Source organism: Streptomyces sp. NPDC058697, assembly GCF_042715345.1.
In the GTDB taxonomy this organism is placed as follows: Bacteria; Actinomycetota; Actinomycetes; order Streptomycetales; family Streptomycetaceae; genus Streptomyces; species Streptomyces liliifuscus.
This window is the reverse complement of sequence record NZ_JBHXSU010000016.1, coordinates 98,420-118,326: the sequence shown is the minus strand read 5'-3', so window position 1 is coordinate 118,326 and position 19,907 is coordinate 98,420. Positions and strand designations below refer to the sequence as shown.

The 19,907-nt window shown below is 71.9% G+C and carries 10 protein-coding genes and 1 tRNA gene; all 11 read left to right on the top strand.

Annotated elements, in window-relative coordinates; genetic code table 11:
• Positions 1 to 242 precede the first annotated feature (242 nt).
• Entirely contained in the window at positions 243 to 833 is a 591-nt protein-coding gene (locus tag ACFWXQ_RS31505) for a small secreted protein (RefSeq protein ID WP_200397417.1), read from the top strand.
• Between the two features lie 212 nt (positions 834 to 1,045).
• Entirely contained in the window at positions 1,046 to 2,566 is a 1,521-nt protein-coding gene (locus tag ACFWXQ_RS31500) for a methyltransferase (RefSeq protein WP_383935660.1), read from the top strand.
• A 354-nt stretch (positions 2,567 to 2,920) separates the two neighbouring features.
• On the top strand, positions 2,921 to 3,118 hold the full coding sequence (locus tag ACFWXQ_RS31495) for a hypothetical protein (RefSeq protein ID WP_266761973.1): 198 nt from the start codon (positions 2,921 to 2,923) through the stop codon (positions 3,116 to 3,118).
• 368 nt (positions 3,119 to 3,486) lie between these two features.
• Positions 3,487 to 6,315, top strand: a complete 2,829-nt coding sequence (topA, locus tag ACFWXQ_RS31490; protein WP_383935663.1) for a type I DNA topoisomerase — start codon at positions 3,487 to 3,489, stop codon at positions 6,313 to 6,315.
• Between the two features lie 273 nt (positions 6,316 to 6,588).
• Positions 6,589 to 9,945: a dTMP kinase gene (tmk, locus tag ACFWXQ_RS31485; protein WP_383935665.1), complete on the top strand. Its 3,357-nt coding sequence runs from the start codon at positions 6,589 to 6,591 to the stop codon at positions 9,943 to 9,945.
• Positions 9,946 to 10,131: 186 nt separating this feature from the next.
• Entirely contained in the window at positions 10,132 to 11,337 is a 1,206-nt protein-coding gene (locus tag ACFWXQ_RS31480; protein WP_383935667.1) for a DNA polymerase III subunit delta', read from the top strand.
• A 235-nt stretch (positions 11,338 to 11,572) separates the two neighbouring features.
• Positions 11,573 to 13,177, top strand: a complete 1,605-nt coding sequence (locus ACFWXQ_RS31475; RefSeq protein WP_383935669.1) for an alpha/beta hydrolase — start codon at positions 11,573 to 11,575, stop codon at positions 13,175 to 13,177.
• Positions 13,178 to 13,279: 102 nt separating this feature from the next.
• A tRNA-Thr gene (locus ACFWXQ_RS31470) sits at positions 13,280 to 13,353 on the top strand.
• Positions 13,354 to 13,602: 249 nt separating this feature from the next.
• Positions 13,603 to 14,778 carry an acetyl-CoA carboxylase biotin carboxylase subunit family protein gene (locus tag ACFWXQ_RS31465; protein WP_383935671.1) on the top strand — a complete coding sequence of 392 codons (1,176 nt, stop codon included), beginning with the start codon at positions 13,603 to 13,605 and terminating at the stop codon, positions 14,776 to 14,778.
• 258 nt (positions 14,779 to 15,036) lie between these two features.
• Entirely contained in the window at positions 15,037 to 16,443 is a 1,407-nt protein-coding gene (locus ACFWXQ_RS31460) for an MFS transporter (RefSeq protein WP_383935673.1), read from the top strand.
• A complete protein-coding gene (locus ACFWXQ_RS31455) occupies positions 16,388 to 19,873 on the top strand; it encodes a type I polyketide synthase (protein WP_383935675.1) in 3,486 nt (1,161 codons plus the stop codon). The genes ACFWXQ_RS31460 and ACFWXQ_RS31455 overlap by 56 nt, the downstream gene beginning before the upstream one ends.
• Positions 19,874 to 19,907 lie beyond the last annotated feature (34 nt).

Sequence of the window (19,907 nt, the reverse complement as noted above, 5' to 3'; positions counted from 1 at the left end):
GGTGTTGTGGTGTGTTGGTTCGGTGTTGCGGTTGTGGAGCCTCTCGCGCCGGGCGGGCGGTGTGGGCCGGGGGGGGGGGGGGGGGGCGGGCGGCCCCCCCCCCCCCCCCCCCGCCCGTGTGTGTCCACGCCCTGTTCGTGAGCCTTATCTCGCTTGGTGCAAATGGCTTCAATAACGGATGAAGTGGACCTTCGTCACGGTGGTGTCGCCCACTTGGCGTGTATGTTCCGGGGCCGAGAGCCATGGAAGGGACCAATCCGGTGAACAAGAAGCTCGCGGCCGCACTGTCCGGCGGTGCGGTACTGGTACTGGCGCTGTCGGGATGCAGCAGTGACGACAGCAGCGACAAGCTGAACTCCTGGGCCAAGCAGGTGTGTGACGCGGTGCAGCCGCAGGCGGTGAAGATCGAGGCCGCCAATACCGCGATCCAGAAGCAGACCTCGGACAACAGCACTCCGGCGGACGTCCAGAAGACCGACTCCAAGGCCTTCCAGGACATGTCCGACGCCTACAAGGCGATCGGCGCCGCCGTGGACAAGGCCGGGGCCCCCGACGTCGACGACGGCGAGAAGAAGCAGAAGGACGCCGTCACGGAGCTCAACACGATCTCCTCCTCGTACGCCGACCTCAAGAAGCAGGTCGACGGCCTCGACACGAAGGACCAGGCGAAGTTCGCCGACGGTCTCAAGGGGATCGCCACCCAGCTCGACAAGCTCAGCCAGAGCGGCAACGACGCCCTCAAGAAGCTGGAGGAGGGCGACGTGGGCAAGGCGATGGCCAAGCAGGAGAGCTGCAAGTCCGCCTCGACGTCGCCGTCGGCCAGCAAGGCCTGAGAAGGGCCTGAGCAAGGCCTGAGAGACGGGACCGGCCCTCCTGGGGCATCGATCGTTCGTCAAGCGAAAGAGGGCCCGGTACGCGTGCGTGCGTGCCGGGCCCTCTGCCTGTCCGCATGGACGCCGCCCGCGGACGCCGGCTCCGGCTGTCCGGCCGGTTCGTCTGTCCACAGGGCGCGCGCCGCGGCGGCGGGAGCGGACACAATGGAGGCGTGAGTAACAGCAGCCTGGCACCGTTGCCCTCGTCCGACCGCACCGACGTCACCGCACGCCTGCGGGACGCCCTCCTGGGCGCCTCCTTCAGCGCCGACGGGCTGCTGGACCTGCTCGGCGCCCCCGCGTACGCGGCGCTGGCCCGCAGCGAGACCGTGCCCGCGCTCCGGGCCACCCGGGGCGACTCACCGCTGGAGGCGCTCGTCCGGCTCTTCCTGCTGCAGCAGCCGGTGCCCCGCGCGCGCGTGGCGGAGGTCCTGCCGGTGGCGGACTGCCTGGAGAGCGGCTGGCTGACCCGAACCGGCGGGGACGAGGTCGCGGCGACGGTCGACGTACGGCCGTACGGCGGCCCGGGCGGCGAGGACTGGTTCATCGTCTCCGACCTCGGCTGCGCGGTCGGCGGGGCGGGCGGCCTCGGCAGCCGTGACGAAGGAGTCGTACTCGGTGTGGGCGGTGCGTCCACGACCCTCGCGGGCATCACGGTGCGTACGCCGGTCGGCTCGGCGCTGGATCTCGGCACCGGCTCCGGGATCCAGGCACTGCACGCCGCGCAGCACGCCACGCGCGTGACCGCGACCGACCTCAACCCCCGCGCGCTGCACATCACCGCGCTCACGCTCGCCTTGTCCGGTGCCCCGGCGGCGGACCTGCGCGAGGGCTCCCTCTTCGAACCGATCGCCGACGACGAGACGTACGACCTGATCGTCTCCAACCCGCCCTTCGTGATCTCTCCCGGCGCCCGGCTCACCTACCGCGACGGCGGGATGGGCGGGGACGATCTGTGCCGCACGCTCGTTCAGGAGGCGGGCGACCGGCTGAACGACGGGGGGTACGCGCAGTTCCTCGCCAACTGGCAGCACGTGGAGGGCGAGGACTGGCAGGACAGGCTGCGGTCCTGGGTGCCGCGCGGCTGCGACGCGTGGATCGTGCAGCGCGAGGTCCAGGACGTCACGCAGTACGCCGAGTTGTGGCTGCGGGACGCGGGCGACCACCGCTCCGACCCGATGGAGTACCAGGCGCGGTACGACGCGTGGCTGGACGAGTTCGAGGCGCGGAAGGTGAAGTCCGTCGGCTTCGGCTGGATCAGCCTGCGCAAGTCGGCGGCCGCCGAGCCCTCGGTCGTCGTGGAGGAGTGGCCGCACTCCGTCGAACAGCCGCTCGGCGACACCGTGCGCGCGCACTTCGACCGCGTGGACTATCTGCGGGCGCATGACGACGCGGCCCTGCTCGCCGGGCACTTCAGGCTCGCGGGCGAGATCGTGCAGGAGCAGGTCGGGCTGCCCGGCGCCGAGGACCCCGAGCACGTCGTGCTGCGCCAGCACCGGGGGATGCGGCGGGCCACGAAGGTGGACACGGTCGGTGCGGGCTTCGCGGGCGTCTGCGACGGCACGCTGAGCGCCGGCCGGATCCTGGACGCCATCGCCCAGCTGGTCGGAGAGGACCCGGTCCTGCTGCGGGACCGGACCCCGTCCCAGATCCGGCTGCTGGTCGAGCAAGGGTTCATCGAGCCCGCCCGATGAGCCGTCCCGGGCCCGGCGGGAGGGTTTCCCGGACCGACTCGCGTACGACGAGGAATCGGCCCGCATGTGGCCACCGTGCACGAGGTGTTGATGCACGGTGGCCAGGATCGGGTTCATGCACGAGGGGCCCCGGACAGGGCTCGGCGTGCCCGACGCTCCGCCGGTCTCCGGCCGAGGACACCGGTCCGGGCTCCCGCACCGGGACGTGAAACCGGTCGGCAGGGAGCGGTGTGACGGATTCCGCATGAGGGCGCAGGGAGCTGTCCGCCCTGCGTTCACCCGGGGTTGGTGTTCCGGCCGCCCGGAGGTGTCAGCGTCCCGGTGCTGGGTACCAAAGGCCGGAGGAGACGAACCATGGAGAGCGGACCGGCGATCTTCACGGGATCGGTGTTCGCCCTGTTCGGGGGCGGTCTCCTGCTGTGGACGGCCGTCCGGCTGCGGCAGCGCGCCCCTGTCGCCCACGGAGTGCATCCGGTGGCCTCCGCGGCGGTCGCGGCCTTCGCCGGGACGTCCGCGCTGCTCCTCGCCGTGTGGTGTTTCACTCGTACCTGAGCGTCGCCCCTTCCGGCGACACCCCCGGCGCCCCTCGGCCGAGTCGGCCGCCCTGGCCGGGAACATTCACCTTCGGTGTCCGGGAATCGACGGCCTACGGCCGTCGCGGACAAGGCCCTGAGCCCTCCGGGACGCAGACCTCCAGTAACTGAGAGGTCACCCTCCGGATAGGTCGGAAACGGCAGGTCGGCACTCCGGGCGGCAGGAATGGCGGGAGTCGGGTTACCGTTCGAGTGGCCGTTGCGGGCTTTTCCCGTTTGACACGGGGGCGGGATGTACCGTCACACTCCGCAGCGTCAGCATGACCCGACCCCCGGGTTCCAGGCCTGGGGCAAGACCCCCTGCGTCGACCGGAGAGAAGAGCGAAGTTGTCCCCGACCAGCGAGACCGCACACGGCGGCCGCCGACTCGTCATCGTCGAGTCGCCCGCCAAGGCGAAGACGATCAAGGGCTATCTCGGCCCCGGCTACGTCGTCGAAGCGAGCGTCGGGCACATCCGCGACCTCCCCAACGGCGCCGCGGAGGTGCCCGAGCAGTACACCGGCGAGGTGCGCCGCCTCGGTGTGGACGTAGAACACGACTTCCAGCCGATCTATGTGGTGAACGCCGACAAGCGGGCCCAGGTCAAGAAGCTCAAGGACCTGCTCAAGGACTCCGACGAACTCTTCCTCGCCACCGATGAGGACCGCGAGGGCGAGGCCATCGCCTGGCACCTGCAGGAAGTGCTGAAGCCCAAGGTCCCGGTCAAGCGGATGGTCTTCCACGAGATCACCAAGGCCGCGATCCAGGCCGCCGTCGCCAACCCGCGCGAGCTCAACCAGAAGCTGGTCGACGCCCAGGAGACCCGCCGCATCCTCGACCGCCTCTACGGCTACGAGGTATCGCCGGTCCTCTGGAAGAAGGTCATGCCGCGTCTGTCGGCGGGCCGCGTCCAGTCCGTGGCGACCCGTCTCGTCGTCGAGCGGGAACGCGAGCGCATCGCCTTCCGCTCCGCCGAGTACTGGGACCTGACCGGCACCTTCGGCACCGGCCGCGCCGGTGACGCGAGCGACCCGGCCGCCCTGGTCGCCCGTCTGACCACGGTCGACGGCAAGCGCGTCGCCCAGGGCCGCGACTTCGACTCGCTGGGGCAGATCAAGGGCGCGAACACGCTCCACCTCGACGAGGCCAACGCTCGCGCGCTGGCCGCCGCCCTGGAGAACACGAGCTTCTCCGTACGGTCCGTCGAGTCGAAGCCGTACCGCCGTTCGCCGTACGCCCCGTTCCGTACGACCACGCTCCAGCAGGAGGCCAGCCGCAAGCTCGGCTTCGGCGCGAAGGCCACCATGCAGGTGGCGCAGAAGCTGTACGAGAACGGCTTCATCACCTACATGCGTACGGACTCCACGACCCTTTCGGACACCGCGATCACCGCGGCCCGGGCCCAGGTCACGCAGCTCTACGGCGCGAGCTATCTGCCGGACAAACCGCGTACGTACGCCGGGAAGGTCAAGAACGCGCAGGAGGCGCACGAGGCGATCCGCCCCTCGGGTGACCGTTTCCGCACGCCTGCCGAGACGGGCCTGACCGGTGACCAGTTCAAGCTGTACGAGCTGATCTGGAAGCGGACCGTCGCCTCCCAGATGAAGGACGCGGTCGGAAACTCCGTCACCGTGAAGATCGCGGGCACGGCCTCCGACGGCCGCGACGCCGAGTTCAGCGCGTCCGGCAAGACGATCACCTTCCACGGCTTCCTCAAGGCCTACGTCGAGGGCGCGGACGACCCGAACGCCGAGCTGGACGACCGCGAGCGCCGGCTTCCGCAGGTCAACGAGGGCGACCCGCTGTCCGCCGACGAGATCTCGGTCGACGGCCACGCGACCAAGCCCCCGGCCCGCTACACCGAGGCCAGCCTGGTCAAGGAGCTCGAAGAGCGCGAGATCGGCCGCCCGTCGACGTACGCGTCGATCATCGGCACGATCCTCGACCGCGGCTACGTGTTCAAGAAGGGCACGGCACTCGTGCCGTCCTTCCTGTCCTTCGCCGTGGTCAACCTCCTGGAGAAGCACTTCGGGCGGCTCGTCGACTACGACTTCACCGCCAAGATGGAGGACGACCTCGACCGCATCGCGCGGGGCGAGGCCCAGGCCATTCCGTGGCTCAGGCGCTTCTACTTCGGCGAGGGCGACGCGACCGGCGCCGCGGAGGCGGGCAACGGCGACGGGGACCACCTCGGCGGTCTCAAGGAGCTCGTCACCGACCTCGGTGCCATCGATGCCCGCGAGGTGTCGTCGTTCCGCGTGGACAGCAGCGACATCATGCTGCGCGTCGGCCGCTACGGCCCGTACGTCGAGCGCGGCGAGAAGGACTCCGAGAACCACCAGCGCGCCGACGTGCCCGAGGACCTGGCACCCGACGAGCTGACCGTCGAGCTCGCGGAGGAGCTGCTCGCCAAGCCGAGCGGTGACTTCGAGCTCGGCGCCGACCCCCAGTCGGGCCACCAGATCATCGCCAGGGACGGCCGCTACGGCCCGTACGTCACCGAGGTGCTCCCCGAGGGCACCCCGAAGACCGGCAAGAACGCCGTGAAGCCGCGTACGGCCTCGCTGTTCAAGTCGATGTCCCTCGACACGGTGACGCTGGCCGACGCCCTGAAGCTGATGTCGCTGCCGCGTGTCGTCGGCAAGGACGCCGAGGGCGTGGAGATCACCGCACAGAACGGGCGCTACGGGCCGTACCTGAAGAAGGGCACCGACTCGCGCTCCCTCCAGGCCGAGGACCAGCTCTTCACGATCACCCTCGACGAGGCCCTGGCGATCTACGCGCAGCCCAAGCAGCGCGGGCGCGCCGCCGCCAAGCCGCCGCTGAAGGAGCTCGGCGCGGACCCGGTCAGCGGTCAGCCCGTCGTCGTCAAGGACGGCCGCTTCGGCCCGTACGTCACCGACGGCGAGACCAACGCCACCCTGCGGTCCGGCGACAGCGTCGAGGAGATCACTCCGGAGCGCGGTTTCGAGCTGCTCGCTGAGAAGCGCGCGAAGTCGCCTGCCAAGAAGACGGCGAAGAAGGCGGCCGCCAAGAAGGCCCCGGCCAAGAAGGCGCCGGCGAAGAAAACCGCCGCCAAGAAGACCGCTGCCACGAAAACGGCGGCAAAGAAGACCACTGCCAAGAAGACGACCGCAAAGAAGGCGACGGCTTCCCGGGCGACGGCCGAGGACTGAGGCCGAGAGCCGAGGTCGCGGACTGTGGCTGACGGCTGACGGCTGACGGCTGACGGCTGACGGCTCGGACTGCGGCTGAGGCCGCGGGCCGTGACCGGGGCCGAGTCCTTCGGTCCGCTTCCGGTGAGGGCCTTCGGGGCCCGCCTCCGGCTCGGGACCGAGTCCTTCACCTTTGGTTCGTAAAACGAACGCCTCCGCACCACTTGGTGTCGGGGGCGTTCGCATGTTCGGGGGCCTATTCGGGGAGTCAGTCCCTCCCGATAGGCTGGCAGGATGACGCGAGCCGAGCAGCCAACGGCCCACAACACGGCCCCCGACGACGCCCTGGTCGCAGATTCACGGGAGCGCGCCGTCCGGGCGCTGCTGCGTGTGCCGCAACTGAGGCGCCTGTGGAGCGCCCAGCTGGTGGGCGGCGTCGGCGACGCCCTCGCGCTGCTCGTGCTGGTCCTGCTCGCCCTCCAGGCGGCGGTCGCCGACGGCTCCTTCGGAGGCGGCTACCGCGGAGTGGCCCTCGCCGTGTCGGCGGTCTTCGGGGCGCGGATTCTCGCCACCCTGCTCTTCGGGGCGGTCCTGCTCGGGCCGCTCACGTCCCTTACCTCCCAGGAGGGGCCGCTCGACCGCCGCTGGACGATGGTCGGCGCGGACGGTGTGCGGGCCGCGCTGCTGATCATCGCCCCCCTGTGGATCGACTGGACGCCGGAGAACGCGCTGGCCGTGCTCCTGGTGACCGCCTTCGTGATCGGGGTCGCCGAGCGCTTCTGGATGGTGTGCCGCGAGAGCGCGGCCCCCGCGCTGCTGCCCGCGCCGCCGATGGAGGGCGCGACGGTACGCCCGCTGCCGGACCACATGGACGCGCTGCGGCGCCTTTCACTGCGTACGGGATTCGTGGCGGTGCCCCTCGCGGCGGCCACGCTTCTCGTTGCCGCGCTCGTCAACAACCTGCTGGGCACCGGGCTCGACTGGTTCGCGCAGCACCAGGCCGCGCTCGCCTCGTACGTCTCCGCGGGCCTGTTCGCCGCGTCCCTCTCGGTGCTCACCTTCCTGGAACTGCCCGACGCGCGCACCCCGCGCGCGCGGTCGCCGCTCGAAGGGCTGCGCCGCCCCAAGACGGGCACCGGCATCGACAAGGGCCGCACCGGGGCCATCCCGCTCCTGGTGCTCGCCTGCGCCGCCGTCGCCGGGGCGATCGCCGCGGCCGTCGCCGTCTCCGTGCTGCACGCCAAGGACCTGGGCGGCGGGCCGGTGACGTACGGGCTGCTGGTGCTCGCGCTGACCGGCGGGGTCGTGATCGGCATCCGTACGGCCGCCAAGCTGCTGCCGTCCCTGTCCCGGCGCCGGCTGCTCGCGCTGGCGATCGCCTTCACGGGGATCGCGCTGCTCGCGGCGGGCCTCGTCCCGGACGTCACCACGGTCATCCTGATCGTCGGCCTGGCGGGCGGCGGCGCGGGCGTCGCCGCCAACACCGGGCACGCCCTCCTCGACCAGGAGGCCGAGGAGTACCGGCGGACGCGTACGACGGAACACCTGCACGCGGTCGTACGGGTGTTCGTGGCCCTGGGTGCGCTGGTGGCCCCCCTGGTGGCCGCCGCCATCGGCCCGCACCGCGTGGAGAACGGCAAGTTCGTGTTCGCGCACGGCGGCGCGGCCTTCACGCTGATGCTGGTCGGCGCGCTGCTGCTGCCGGTGGCCGCGCTGGTGCTGGCCAAGGCCGACGACCGCTCCGGAGTGCCGCTGCGGCACGACCTGCTGGACGCGCTGCGCGGCGGGGACGACCCCGCGCAGGCGGCTGCAGTGAAGGGCTTCTTCATCGCCCTGGAGGGCGGCGACGGGGCCGGGAAGTCGACCCAGGCCGAGGCGCTCGCGGAGTGGATCCGCGCCAAGGGGCACGAGGTCGTGGTCACGCGCGAGCCGGGTGCCACGCCCGTCGGGAAGCGGCTGCGGTCGATCCTGCTCGACGTGTCGTCGGCCGGTCTCTCGCACCGCGCGGAGGCGCTGCTGTACGCCGCCGACCGCGCCGAGCACGTCGACACCGTCGTGCGGCCCGCCCTGGAGCGGGGCGCGGTGGTCGTCTCCGACCGCTACATCGACTCCTCCGTGGCGTACCAGGGGGCCGGGCGTGATCTGTCCCCGACCGAGATCGCCCGTATCAACCGGTGGGCGACCGACGGGCTTGTGCCTCATCTGACCGTGCTGCTCGACGTGCCGCCGGAGACCGCCCGTGAGCGGTTCACGGAGGCGCCGGACCGGCTGGAGTCGGAGCCCGCCGAGTTCCACGCGCGCGTGCGGTCCGGTTTCCTGACGCTCGCCGCCGCCGACCCGGCGCGCTATCTGGTCGTCGACGCCGGGCAGGAGCCCGAAGCCGTCACGACCGTGATCCGGCATCGGCTCGATGTGGTCCTCCCGCTCTCCGAGGCCGAGATCAAGGCCAAGGAGGAGGCCCGCAAGGCCGCCGAGGAGGAGGCGCGTCGGCGCGCCGAGGAAGAGGCCGCCCGCAAGGCCGAGGAGGAGCGGCAGGAGCGCGAGCGCCAGGAGCAGCTCGCCCGGCTGCGCGCGGAGGAAGAGGAGCGCAAGCAGCGCGAGCTGGAGGAGGCCCAGCGGCGCGAGGCCGAGCGGCAGGCCGAGGAGGCCCGGCAGCGCGCCGAGGCGGCACGCGTGCGTGCCGAGGAGGAACGGGCACGGCGGCTCGCCGAGGAGCAGGCCCTCGCGGCCGAGGAGGCGCGGCGGCGCAAGCAGGCCGAGGACGAGGCGCGGCTCCGGGCCGAGGCCGAGGAGCGGCGCCTGGAGAAGCAGCGGAAGGCCGAGGAGGCGTTGCTCCGGGCCGAGCAGGCCCGGCGGGCGGCGGAGGCGCAGAGGGAGGCGGAGGCTTCCAGTGCGGCTGCCGCTGCGGCGGAGGCTGCGGGTGCGGGTGCTGGTGCTGCGGGTTCCGGGGGCTCTGGGGGCTCTGGGGCTGCCGGTGGTTCTGGTGGTTCCGAGGGTTCCGGAGGGGCTGGTTCCGGTGGTCCGGTGGCCGGCCGTGACAGCCGGGCCACGGTGCCGACGCCCGTCGTGACACCCACGAACGTGTCCGGAGGGCCGGCCGACGAGACGGCGGTGCTTCCTCCGGTGCCGCCTCGCCAGGCCGGGCCGGACGACGACGAGACGACCGTGCTGCCGCAGCCTCCGGCGCCGCAGGGAGCGGGGCCGCAGGGAGCGGCCGACGAGACCGCTGTGCTGCCGCCGGTGAGGCCGGGGTCCGCCGCGGATGAGACGGCTGTGTTGCCGCCGGTGAGGCCGGGTTCCGCTGCGGATGAGACGGCTGTGTTGCCGCCGGTCGGGCGTGGTCCCGCTGCCGATGAGACGGCTGTCCTTCCTCCCGTACGGGAGGACCGTGGTGATGGCGAGCAGGGGAGTGGTCCGGCGGACCGGGTGCCTCCGGGGTACTTCCGTGACGAGCGGCCCGGGAGTGAGGGCACCGACGCCCGCACGCGCGAGCTGCCTCAGGTCGACGAGGACGGCACGCCTCGGCGGCGTCCCCGTTCGGACTGGGCGGAGGAGACCCCGCTGGACGACCTCCCGACGCTGGCGGACGAACTGCTGGGTCCCCGTGACGAGGACGAGCCGGACGAGGGGCGGGGGCGTCGTCGGCGCTGACGGCGGTTGAGGGTCCTTGGCCGGGTGGGGCGGGCGTCGGCGGTGATGCTCGGCGATGCGACCTGTGCGGCGGGTGTCTGCGGCGGGTGCCGATGGTGAGCGCGGGGGTCGGGTGGACCGCGTTGTCAGTGCCCTCCCGCACAATGGGATGCGCAAGGCACCGGTGCGACGGAAGGGCGGCATCCCATGACCGTGTGGGACGACCTGGTGGGCCAGGAGAAGGTGAGCGTGCAGCTCGACGCCGCCGCCCGGGACGCCGACGCCCAGGTCACGGCCGTGGCGGACCGCACCCCGGTGGCCGAGGCGTCGAAGATGACGCACGCCTGGCTCTTCACGGGGCCGCCGGGCTCGGGCCGTTCCACCGCAGCGCGGGCCTTCGCTGCGGCCCTCCAGTGTGTGAGCCCCGACCGGGCCCTCGGCGGGTCCCCCGGCTGCGGATTCTGCGACGGTTGCCACACGAGCCTGATCGGCACCCACGCCGATGTGCAGATCATCCGCACCGACCTCCTCTCCATCGGCGTGAAGGAGACCCGCGATCTCGTCCGCCGGGCACAGATGTCCCCGGCGGGCCGCCGCTGGCAGGTCATCATCGTGGAGGACGCCGACCGCCTCACGGAGGGCGCGGGCAACGTCCTGCTGAAGGCCATCGAGGAGCCCGCCCCCCGCACGGTCTGGCTCCTCTGCGCCCCCTCCATCGAGGACGTACTGCCCACCATCCGCTCCCGCTGCCGTCACCTCACGCTCCGGACGCCTCCCGTGGACGCGGTCGCCGATGTCCTCGTACGCCGCGACGGCATCGAGCCGGACGTGGCGGCCGCCGTGGCCCGTGCCACTCAGGGGCACATCGGGCGGGCCCGCCGCCTCGCCACGGACGAGCGCGCCCGCGCGCGGCGTGCCGCCGTCCTCAAACTGCCCCTCCGTGTCGACGACGTGGGCGCCTGCCTCAAGGCGGCCCAGGAGCTGATCGACGCGGCCTCCGAGGACGCCAAGCAGGTCGCCGAGGAGACCGACGTCAAGGAGACCGAGGACATGAAGGCGGCGCTCGGCGCGTCCCAGGGCGGCCGGATGCCGCGCGGCACCGCGGGCGTGATGAAGGAGCTGGAGGACAAGCAGAAGCGCCGCAAGACGCGTACGCAGCGCGACAGCCTGGATCTGGCCCTGATCGACCTCACGGCCTTCTACCGTGACGTGCTGGCCCTCCAGTTCGGCACCAGCCTCGCCCTCGCCAACACGGAGATGCGGGACACCCTGGACCGGCTGGCGCGCGGCTCGTCCCCCGAGACCACCCTGCGCCGGATAGAGGCGATCGCCGCCTGCCGCGAGGCCCTCGACCGGAATGTGGCACCGCTGCTGGCGGTGGAGGCGATGACGATGGCGCTGCGGGCCGGTTGACGCCACGCGCGCCTCGCGGTCCCGCCGGGCATGTTGTCCTGCCGCCTGCCGCCTGCCGCCTGCCGCCTGCCGCCTGCCGCCTGCCGCCTGCCGCCTGCCGCCTGCCGCCCGCCTTCCGCCGCCCGCCATGCGTGCCGTGCCGTGCCGTCCGGTCCGGTGTTGACGGCGTCACTCGTACGAGGTCGGGTTGACGACTCTGGGCGACCGATTTGTCGCGCAGGGTTACGCTCACTTGATGTACACCAGGCGCCGGCCCAGGTCATCTAGGGCCAACCGATCCCTTCGCGCGTGCGGCACGTTGCTCGCTGTCGCCGGACTGCTCGTCTCCGCCTGCTCCGCGGGGAGTTCGACGAGTTCCGCGAGCCCGGCCGGGGCGGCGGCCGCGCTGCGCGCGCTGCCCGAGGCCACCCCGTCGGCGCTGGCCCCGTACTACGACCAGCGGCCGGCCTGGCGGGCCTGCGGTGTCTCCGGCTTCGAGTGCACCACGCTGAAGGCCCCGCTCGACTACGCCGAGCCGGCCAAGGGCGACGTCAAGCTGGCCGTCTCCCGCAAGAAGGCCACGGGTCCGGGCAAGCGGCTCGGTTCGCTGCTGGTCAACCCGGGCGGGCCGGGCGGTTCGGCGGTCGGCTACCTCCAGGCGTACGCCGGAATCGGGTATCCGGCGAAGGTCCGCGCCCGCTACGACATGATCGCGGTCGACCCGCGCGGCGTCGCCCGCAGCGAGCCTGTCGAATGCCTCACCGGGCGCGAGATGGACACGTACACGCAGACGGACACGACCCCCGACAACGCGCGTGAGACCGGTGAACTGGTCGATGCCTTCAAGGAGTTCGCGGAGGGCTGCGGGCGGCGCGCGGGGAACCTGCTGCGCCATATGTCCACGGTCGAGGCGGCCCGTGACATGGACCTCGTGCGCGCGGCGCTGGGCGACGAGAAGCTGACGTACGTGGGTGCTTCGTACGGCACGTTTCTGGGGGCGACGTACGCGGGCTTGTATCCGGAGCGGGTCGGCCGGCTAGTCCTGGACGGCGCGCTGGACCCGTCGCTGCCCGCGCGCAAGACGAACCAGGACCAGACGGCGGGCTTCGAGACGGCGTTCCAGTCCTTCGCCAAGGACTGCGTGCAGGAGTCGGACTGCCCGCTGGGCGGCGCGGGCACGACGACGGAGCAGGTCGGCAAGAACCTGAAGGCCTTCTTCCGGCAGTTGGACGGCGCCCCCATCGAGACGGGCGACGCGGACGGCCGCAAGCTGGGCGAGGCGCTGGCCACGACGGGCGTCATCGCCGCGATGTACGACGAAGGGACCTGGCCCCAACTGCGCGACGCCCTCGACATGGCCATGAAGGACAAGGACGGCGCGGGCCTGCTCGCCCTCTCCGACAGCTACTACGAGCGCGACTCCGACGGCAAGTACGAGAACCTGATGTTCGCCAACGCGGCGGTCAACTGCCTGGACCTGCCGGCCGCGTTCTCCTCGCCCGAGGAGGTGAAGGAAGCGCTCCCCTCCTTCGAGCAGGCCTCCCCGGTCTTCGGCGAGAGCCTCGCCTGGGCCTCGTTGAACTGCGCGTACTGGCCGGTGAAGGCGACCGGCGAAGCCCACAGCATCGAGGCGCGGGGTGCCGCCCCCATCGTCGTCGTCGGCACCGTCCGTGACCCCGCGACCCCCTACCGCTGGGCCCAGGCCCTCGCCTCCCAGCTCGCCTCCGGCACCCTCCTCACCTACGACGGCGACGGCCACACGGCCTACGGGCGGGGCAGTGCCTGCATCGATTCCGCGATCAACGGCTACCTCCTCGAAGGCACCCCTCCGAAGAACGGAAAGCGCTGCTCAGGGGCGTGATCACGTGGTCCGCCGGGGGTGCTCCCGAGGGCTGTTCGGAGCACCCCCCGAAACTGTGTAGACTTACGCACGTTGCCGATCGCACCATAGTTCTGGCAGCGCGCCGCCTTAGCTCAGATGGCCAGAGCAACGCACTCGTAATGCGTAGGTCTCGGGTTCGAATCCCGAAGGCGGCTCTGTGGAAGCCTCAGGACTCACTCGCCGTGACCTGGGGCTTTTGCTTTTGGTGGGTGGGGCTTGTGGTGCTGGGTGAGTGCTGTGCACGCCGGGGGACTGTGCCTCGGAAAGCGTGAACGGGGGCCTGCACAGCGTCCCGGAGTCCCGGAGTACCCGTGGCGCTACGTGTCCGCCGCGGCCTTGTTGTGGCCCGTGCTCCCGTCGCCTTCCGGCTCCCGCCGGTGCACCCGTTTCTGGAAGGCCCCCGCATGTCCCCCGACCGTTCAGTCCTCCATCTCGGCCTGCGCCGCTCACCCCTGGAGTGGCGGCCCGAGATCGATGCCGCGGTGGAGCTGGGTCTCGCCGTGTACGTCCACTCCGACACCGGCCTTGGCCATACCGGGTTGCCCGACGACCGGGTCGCCGCCTTCGGCCGGGCGGAGTCCGCCGAGGATGTGGCGGCCCGCGCCCTGCGACAGGCACGGGACGGCGGGCACGAACCCGCGGCGGTGCTGTGCTGGGGCGACCGGTACGTGGACGTCGCCGCCAGGGTCGCCGAGGCGCTCGGTCTGCGCGGTCCCTCGGTCGCCGCGGCCGCGGTGTGCCTCGACAAGGCCGCGCAGCGCCGGGCCCTCGAACCGCACGGCCTCAACCCCCGCTGGCGCAGCGGGACCACGGCCGACGAGCTGAAGGCCGCGGTGGGGGAGTTGGGTCTTCCGCTCGTCTTCAAGCTCGCCCACTCCTCGGGGGGCCGCGGGTCGGCCGTGATCGACGCGGACACGGAACCGGACGAGCTTATGAAGCTCACGTCCCTCAACTACGAGGACTCCGACTCCTTCCTGGTCGAGGAACTCGTCGACGGCAGCGAGCACTCGGTCTCCGGGCTCGTGCACGGCGGCGAGGTGGTGACCCTCGCCGTGTCCGACAAGTACCTGGCGCCTGGGGAACTCCGTACCACCACCACGGTCGTCCCCTCGGCGCTCACCCCGGAGCGGCTCGCCCGGGTGCGCGAGGCGGCCGAGGCCGCTGTGCGCGCCGTGGGCATAGAGGCCGGCGGCTTTCACGTGGACCTGCGCTACGCGTCCGAGGGCCCCGTCGTCCTGGAGATCGGCGCACGCCTCGGCGGCGACCTGATCAACTCCCATCTCGTGCCGCTCGCCACCAACGGCGCCACGCAGCCGTACCGCTCCCTCGTCGAGACCCTCGCGGACGGCGAACTGCCGTCCCCCGCTCCCTTCGTGACCACCGCGGCGATGCACCTCCTCCCGGTCCCCGCCGACAGTGACCTCCCGGCGCTGCTGTCCCGCCTCGTGGACCACCCGGCCGTACGGATCGCCGCCGAGTGGCCCTCCCCGGAGGACGAGGTCGTGGTGGTTGTGACGGCACAGGACCCGGACACGATTCCCGAGATCCTCGGCGAACTCCGGCAGCGGGCGGGGCGGTAGGTTCACACGTCTCCGGCTGTGTGAGTACCGCCCGGAGTCGTCCTGAGAAAACGTTGCCCCGAGAGCACTGTTGCCGTGCGTCGCGGAAGTCGTCATGCTTCGCAACTGCCGTATAAAAATCATGAGTTCGGGCTTCTGCCTGCGAACTGCGGGCCCGGTTGCCTATGGTGCGCGGAGCCCCTTCGCCCATGTGTTCGCAAAGGATGCCGCCATGCCCGACTCTGTACGGCACGAGGACGTCCTGGCGCAGGTTCGTTCGTGACGTCCGGTACGGCAGCGCTTCAGGAACGCCGGTACCGGATCCTGGTCACCGGCTACGCGATCTCCTCGTACGGCACCTTCCTCAATGTCGTGGCGCTCAGCCTGTACGTCTACGCGGTCACGGACCGGGCGCTGGCCGTCGGTGTGTTCATGGCCGTACGACTCGCCGCGGGGTTCGTCGCGGGGCTCGCCGCCGCGGCCGTCCTGGCCCGCTGGTCCGTGAAGGGCGTCATGTTCTGGGCCAACGTGGCCCAGGCTGCCGCGCTGCTCCTGCTGGTGCTTGCTCCCGACGGATTCCGTACGGGCACGCTGTTCGCCGTCTCCGCGGTCGTCGGGGCCTCGGGCACCCTGTTCATGGTCACCCTGCGCAGCTCCATCCCGGACATGGTCGGCGAGGGGCGGCACACCTGGGCCAACTCGCTGATGGTCAGCGGGCGTTCGATGGCGATGGTGGCCGGGTTCGCCTCGTCGGGCGTGGTCGTGTCGTTGCTCGGCTACACCGCCGCCTTCCTCGTGGACATGGCCACCTTCCTCGTCTGCGCCCTGACCGTCCTCTTCCTCCCGATGCCCATGGGCCCGGCCCACAGCGACGACGGCAGGGATGAAGAGGACAACCAGGGCGGCCAAGGGGGAGACGGCGTCGATGGGTCGGGGCGGCGGCGGGTGCCCGCCGCTCTCGTGGCGCTCGGTGCGGTTCCGGTGCTCGGGCTGATGGTGGCGCTGCGCGGGATCGACGCGCTGGGCTCCTCCTCGCACAACGCGGCGCTGCCCGTGTACTCCACCGAACTCGACGCCGACAACCCGGCCGTGTTCGTCAGCGTCTTCTGGTGCGTCTGGGCGCTCGGCAACGTCCTCGTCCAGCAGGTACTGCAGAGGTACACCAAGCGGACGGGACGCTCGGTCGGCGCCCTGGGCTTCGGGCTCGGCACCATCGCCATGTCGGGCACCTTCATCCTGGCCTTCGCCGGGCTCCCCTGGGCCGCGACGGTGCTGATCGCGCTGCTGGCCGGCGCGGCCGACGGCCTGACCGAGGTGTCGTACACCTCGCATCTGCAGACCCTGCCGAACCCCCTGCGCACCCACGCCTTCGGGCTCTCCGCCACGGTGGAGAACCTCGGGTTCGGCGTCGGCATGATCGTGGTCGCCGCGGCCCTCGACGTCTTCACACCGCTGTCGGTCGTCGGCGTCGCGCACGGCGCCGCCATCGTCCTCGCCCTGGTGTACGTGGCCCGGGTGCTGCGGGGGCGCCCAGTCCAGGAACCGCAGAAACCGCCGGAACCGCAGGAAACCGTGCCGGGGAGCGAGGAACGGGAGGGGAAGGACGGGAAGGTCGGGAAGGGGGAGAGCGGTGCAGGACCCGCGCGTGGCGGTCATCGGGATGGCGCTGAGGTTTCCGGGGGCTGACACACCCGAGCAGTACTGGCACGACATCAGGTCCGGCGTGTCCCACGTACGGCCCTTCACCGACTCCGAGTTCGCCGCCGCGGGCCTGCCCGAGGAGCTCTACCGGGACCCCGACTTCACCGGAGCGAGCGCGCTGCTGCACGGCATCGACGGCTTCGACGCCGGGTTCTTCGGGATGAGCGGGCGGGAGGCCACCCTGACCGACCCCCAGCAGCGGCTGTTCCTGGAGTGCGCTCACCACGCGCTGGAGGACGGTGGCCACGCCGGCAGCCAGAGGGGCGGCGGAAGCGGCCGGACCGGGAGCGTACGGATCGGGGTCTACGCCAGCGTCGGCTATCGGCTCTACTCCCTGCACAGCTATCTGGCGTCCAACATCGGCGAGTCGGGCCGCGCCGACGACTGGACCACGGTCAAGCAGATCCAGGTCGGCAACTACCCGGACTTCACCGCCAACCGGGCCGCGTTCCGGCTCGGACTCGACGGTCCGGCGGTGAATGTCGCGACCGCCTGTTCCAGCGGGCTCGTCTCGGTCCATCTGGCCTGTCAGGCGCTGCTCGCGGGCGACGCGGACCTCATGGTGGTGGGGTCGGCCGCCTTGCATCTGCCGCAGGTCACCGGGCACCGCCATGTGAAGGGCTCGACGATCTCCAAGTCCGGTGCGGTACGGGCCTTCGACGCCGCTGCGGACGGCACGGTCGGCGGCAACGGGGTGGCCGCCGTACTCCTCAAGCCGCTGGCCAACGCACTCGCCGACGGCGACACCGTGCACGCCGTCATCCTGGGCTCCGCGGTCACCAACGACGGTGCGGACAAGGCGGGTTTCGCCGCTCCGGGGGTCGCGGGCCAGCGCGATGCCGTGCTCGGCGCGTTGCACCGCGCCGGCGTTGGGGCCGAGACGATCGGCTATCTGGAGGCGCACGGGACCGGCACCTACAAGGGTGATCCGATCGAATTCGCCGCGCTCAGTGAGGCGTTCCGGCGGCACACCGACCGCAAGGGCTTCTGCGCGCTCGGGTCCACCAAGCCCGCCATCGGGCACCTGGACAGCGCGGCGGGTCTCGCGGGGCTGCTCAAGGCGATCCTGGTGCTGCGCCACGGCGTCGTCCCGCCGCTGGTGAACCTGACCCGGCCCAACCCGCAACTCGGCGTCGAGGAAAGCCCGTTCACGCTCCCGCAGAGTGCCGTGCCGTGGCCGTTGCCGGGTGACGGGCCCCGGCGGGCGGGTGTGCACTCCATCGGGATGGGAGGCACCAACGCCCATGTGATCCTGGAAGAGGCCCCGCCTGCCCCCGTTGGCACGGTCCGGGGCGACGGCGTCCCTGTGCCCGCCCTCCTGCCGCTCTCCGCGCACAGCCCCAAAGCCCTGGAGGAGTACGCCCGTTCCTTCCGCGACGCCCTGGTGCGGCGCCCGGACATGGCACCGGCCGACCTCCTCACGACGGCCGCGCTCGGGCGCCGGCACCTGCGCCACCGGCTTGTCGTCACCGCGCCCGCCCCCACAGCGCCCTTCGAAGGCACACCCGTCGATGGCCCGGCCGACAACCTTGTCGGAGGGCTCGTCCGCGGTCTCGACGCCTTCCTGGCGGATCCGGGGCGCCCCGCGCCTGCCACCGCCGCCTACTGCACCGGAACCGTGGACACCCCGGCCCCGGTCACACCCGCGTACGTCTTCAGCGGGCAGGGCGGCGGCCGGCCTGGAATGGCCGCGGCGCTCGCCGGCCGCTTCCCCGTGGTGGCCGACGTCCTGGCGCGGTGCGCCCGCATCCATGAGGAGGAAACCGGGGAACTGGACTTCCTCGACCGGATCGTCGGTGGCCGGGGCCCTGAGCGGTGGGACACCGACTTCGCCCAGCCCGCGCTGTTCGCCCTGCAAGTGGCACAGGCCCGGCTCTGGCAGGGGTTCGGTGTGCGACCTTCGGCCGTCGCCGGGCACAGTGTCGGCGAGTACGCGGCTCTGTGCGTCGCGGGAGCCCTGTCGCCGGAGGACGGCATGCGGCTCGTCTGCCGCAGGGGCCGGCTCATGCACGACACCGAACCCGGCGCGATGCTGGCCGTGTTCGCCCCGCCGGAACACGTACGGCGGCTGCTCGGGGACATCGACGCGAGGCGGTACGGGCGCCTCGAACTGGCGGTGTCCAACGGTCCCGCGCATCACGTCGTGGCCGGTCCGCCGGCCGCGGTCGAGGCGGCCCGGGCGTGGCTGGCCGAGCACGATGTGGCGGGCGAGCGGCTCCCCGTCGACCGCGCCTTCCACACGGCGCTGCTCGACCCGATGCTCGACGAGCTGCGCGCGGCCGCGGACAAGGCCGAACTCCGGCCCGTACAGGTGGAGTTCGTCAGTGGGCTGGACGGTACGGCGTATCCCGTGGGCTGGCTGCCCGACGCCGGACACCTCGTACGGCAGGCGCGGCACACCGTGGACTTCCACGCCGTGCTGCGCACGCTCGCGTCCAGGGCCGTCCTGGTCGAGCTCGGGCCCGGTGCGCCGCTGACCGGCATGGCCCGGCGTGCCGTACCGGAGACCCTCTGCGTGCCGACGCAGGGGCGTGGGGGCGCGGACATCGACGGCCTGTGGGCGGCGGCGGCCCGGCTGCACTGTGCCGGGGTGGACCTCGACTGGGCGGCGCTCCTCGACGGCTCCGGGGGACGCCGGATCCCGCTGCCCCTCTACCCGTTCCAGCACCGGTCGTACTGGACCGGCCCGCCACCGCATCCCGGTCCGGCAGTGGACCGATTACCTGCAAGGGAAGGTTCAGTGGAGGACGGCATGACCGAACAGGCAGTACTCGAACGGGTACGGGAGCTCACGGCCCGGCATCTCGGTTACCGAGCCGACGAGCTCGGCGCCGGGCAGACGTTCGTCGGCCTCGGCGCGGACTCGCTGCAACTCATCGGACTGCTGCGGCAGTTGGAGAGCGAGTTCGGCGTGCGGACGTCCGTCCGGGAGATCCTTGAGGAGGCGGGCACGCCTGAACTCACGGCCCGGCTGATCGCGGCGAGGGCGGGGCGGCCGGCTTCGGGGCCGGAGGGTGGGCAGCCGCCGGTCGACGTTGGCACGGGGCCTGCGGCTGCGCCGACGCCTGCCCCGGCGCCCCCTGCTTCTACGTCTGCTGTTGCTGCTCCTGCTTCTGCGCCTGCCCCTGCCCTTGCTTCGCCGTCTGTTGCTGCCGCTCCTGCTCCTGCCCCTGCTTCTACGTCTGCTGCTGCCGCTCCTGCCTTTGCCTCTGCCCCGGCGCCCTTGGCTGCGACCGCCCCGGCGCCCGTGGGCCCGGCGCCTGTGGGCCCGGCGCCCGCAGGCCCGGAGTACGAGCTCCGCTCCGAGGTGGCCGAGCTCCGTCGGCAGGTCGATCTGCTCGCCGAGACGCAGGCGGCCATGCTGACGCAGCTCTCCGAGGCGATAGCCCTGCTCGGCGCCGAGCGTGCCCGATGAGTACGACGGCGGCGGACCGGGCCGCGGAACTCTC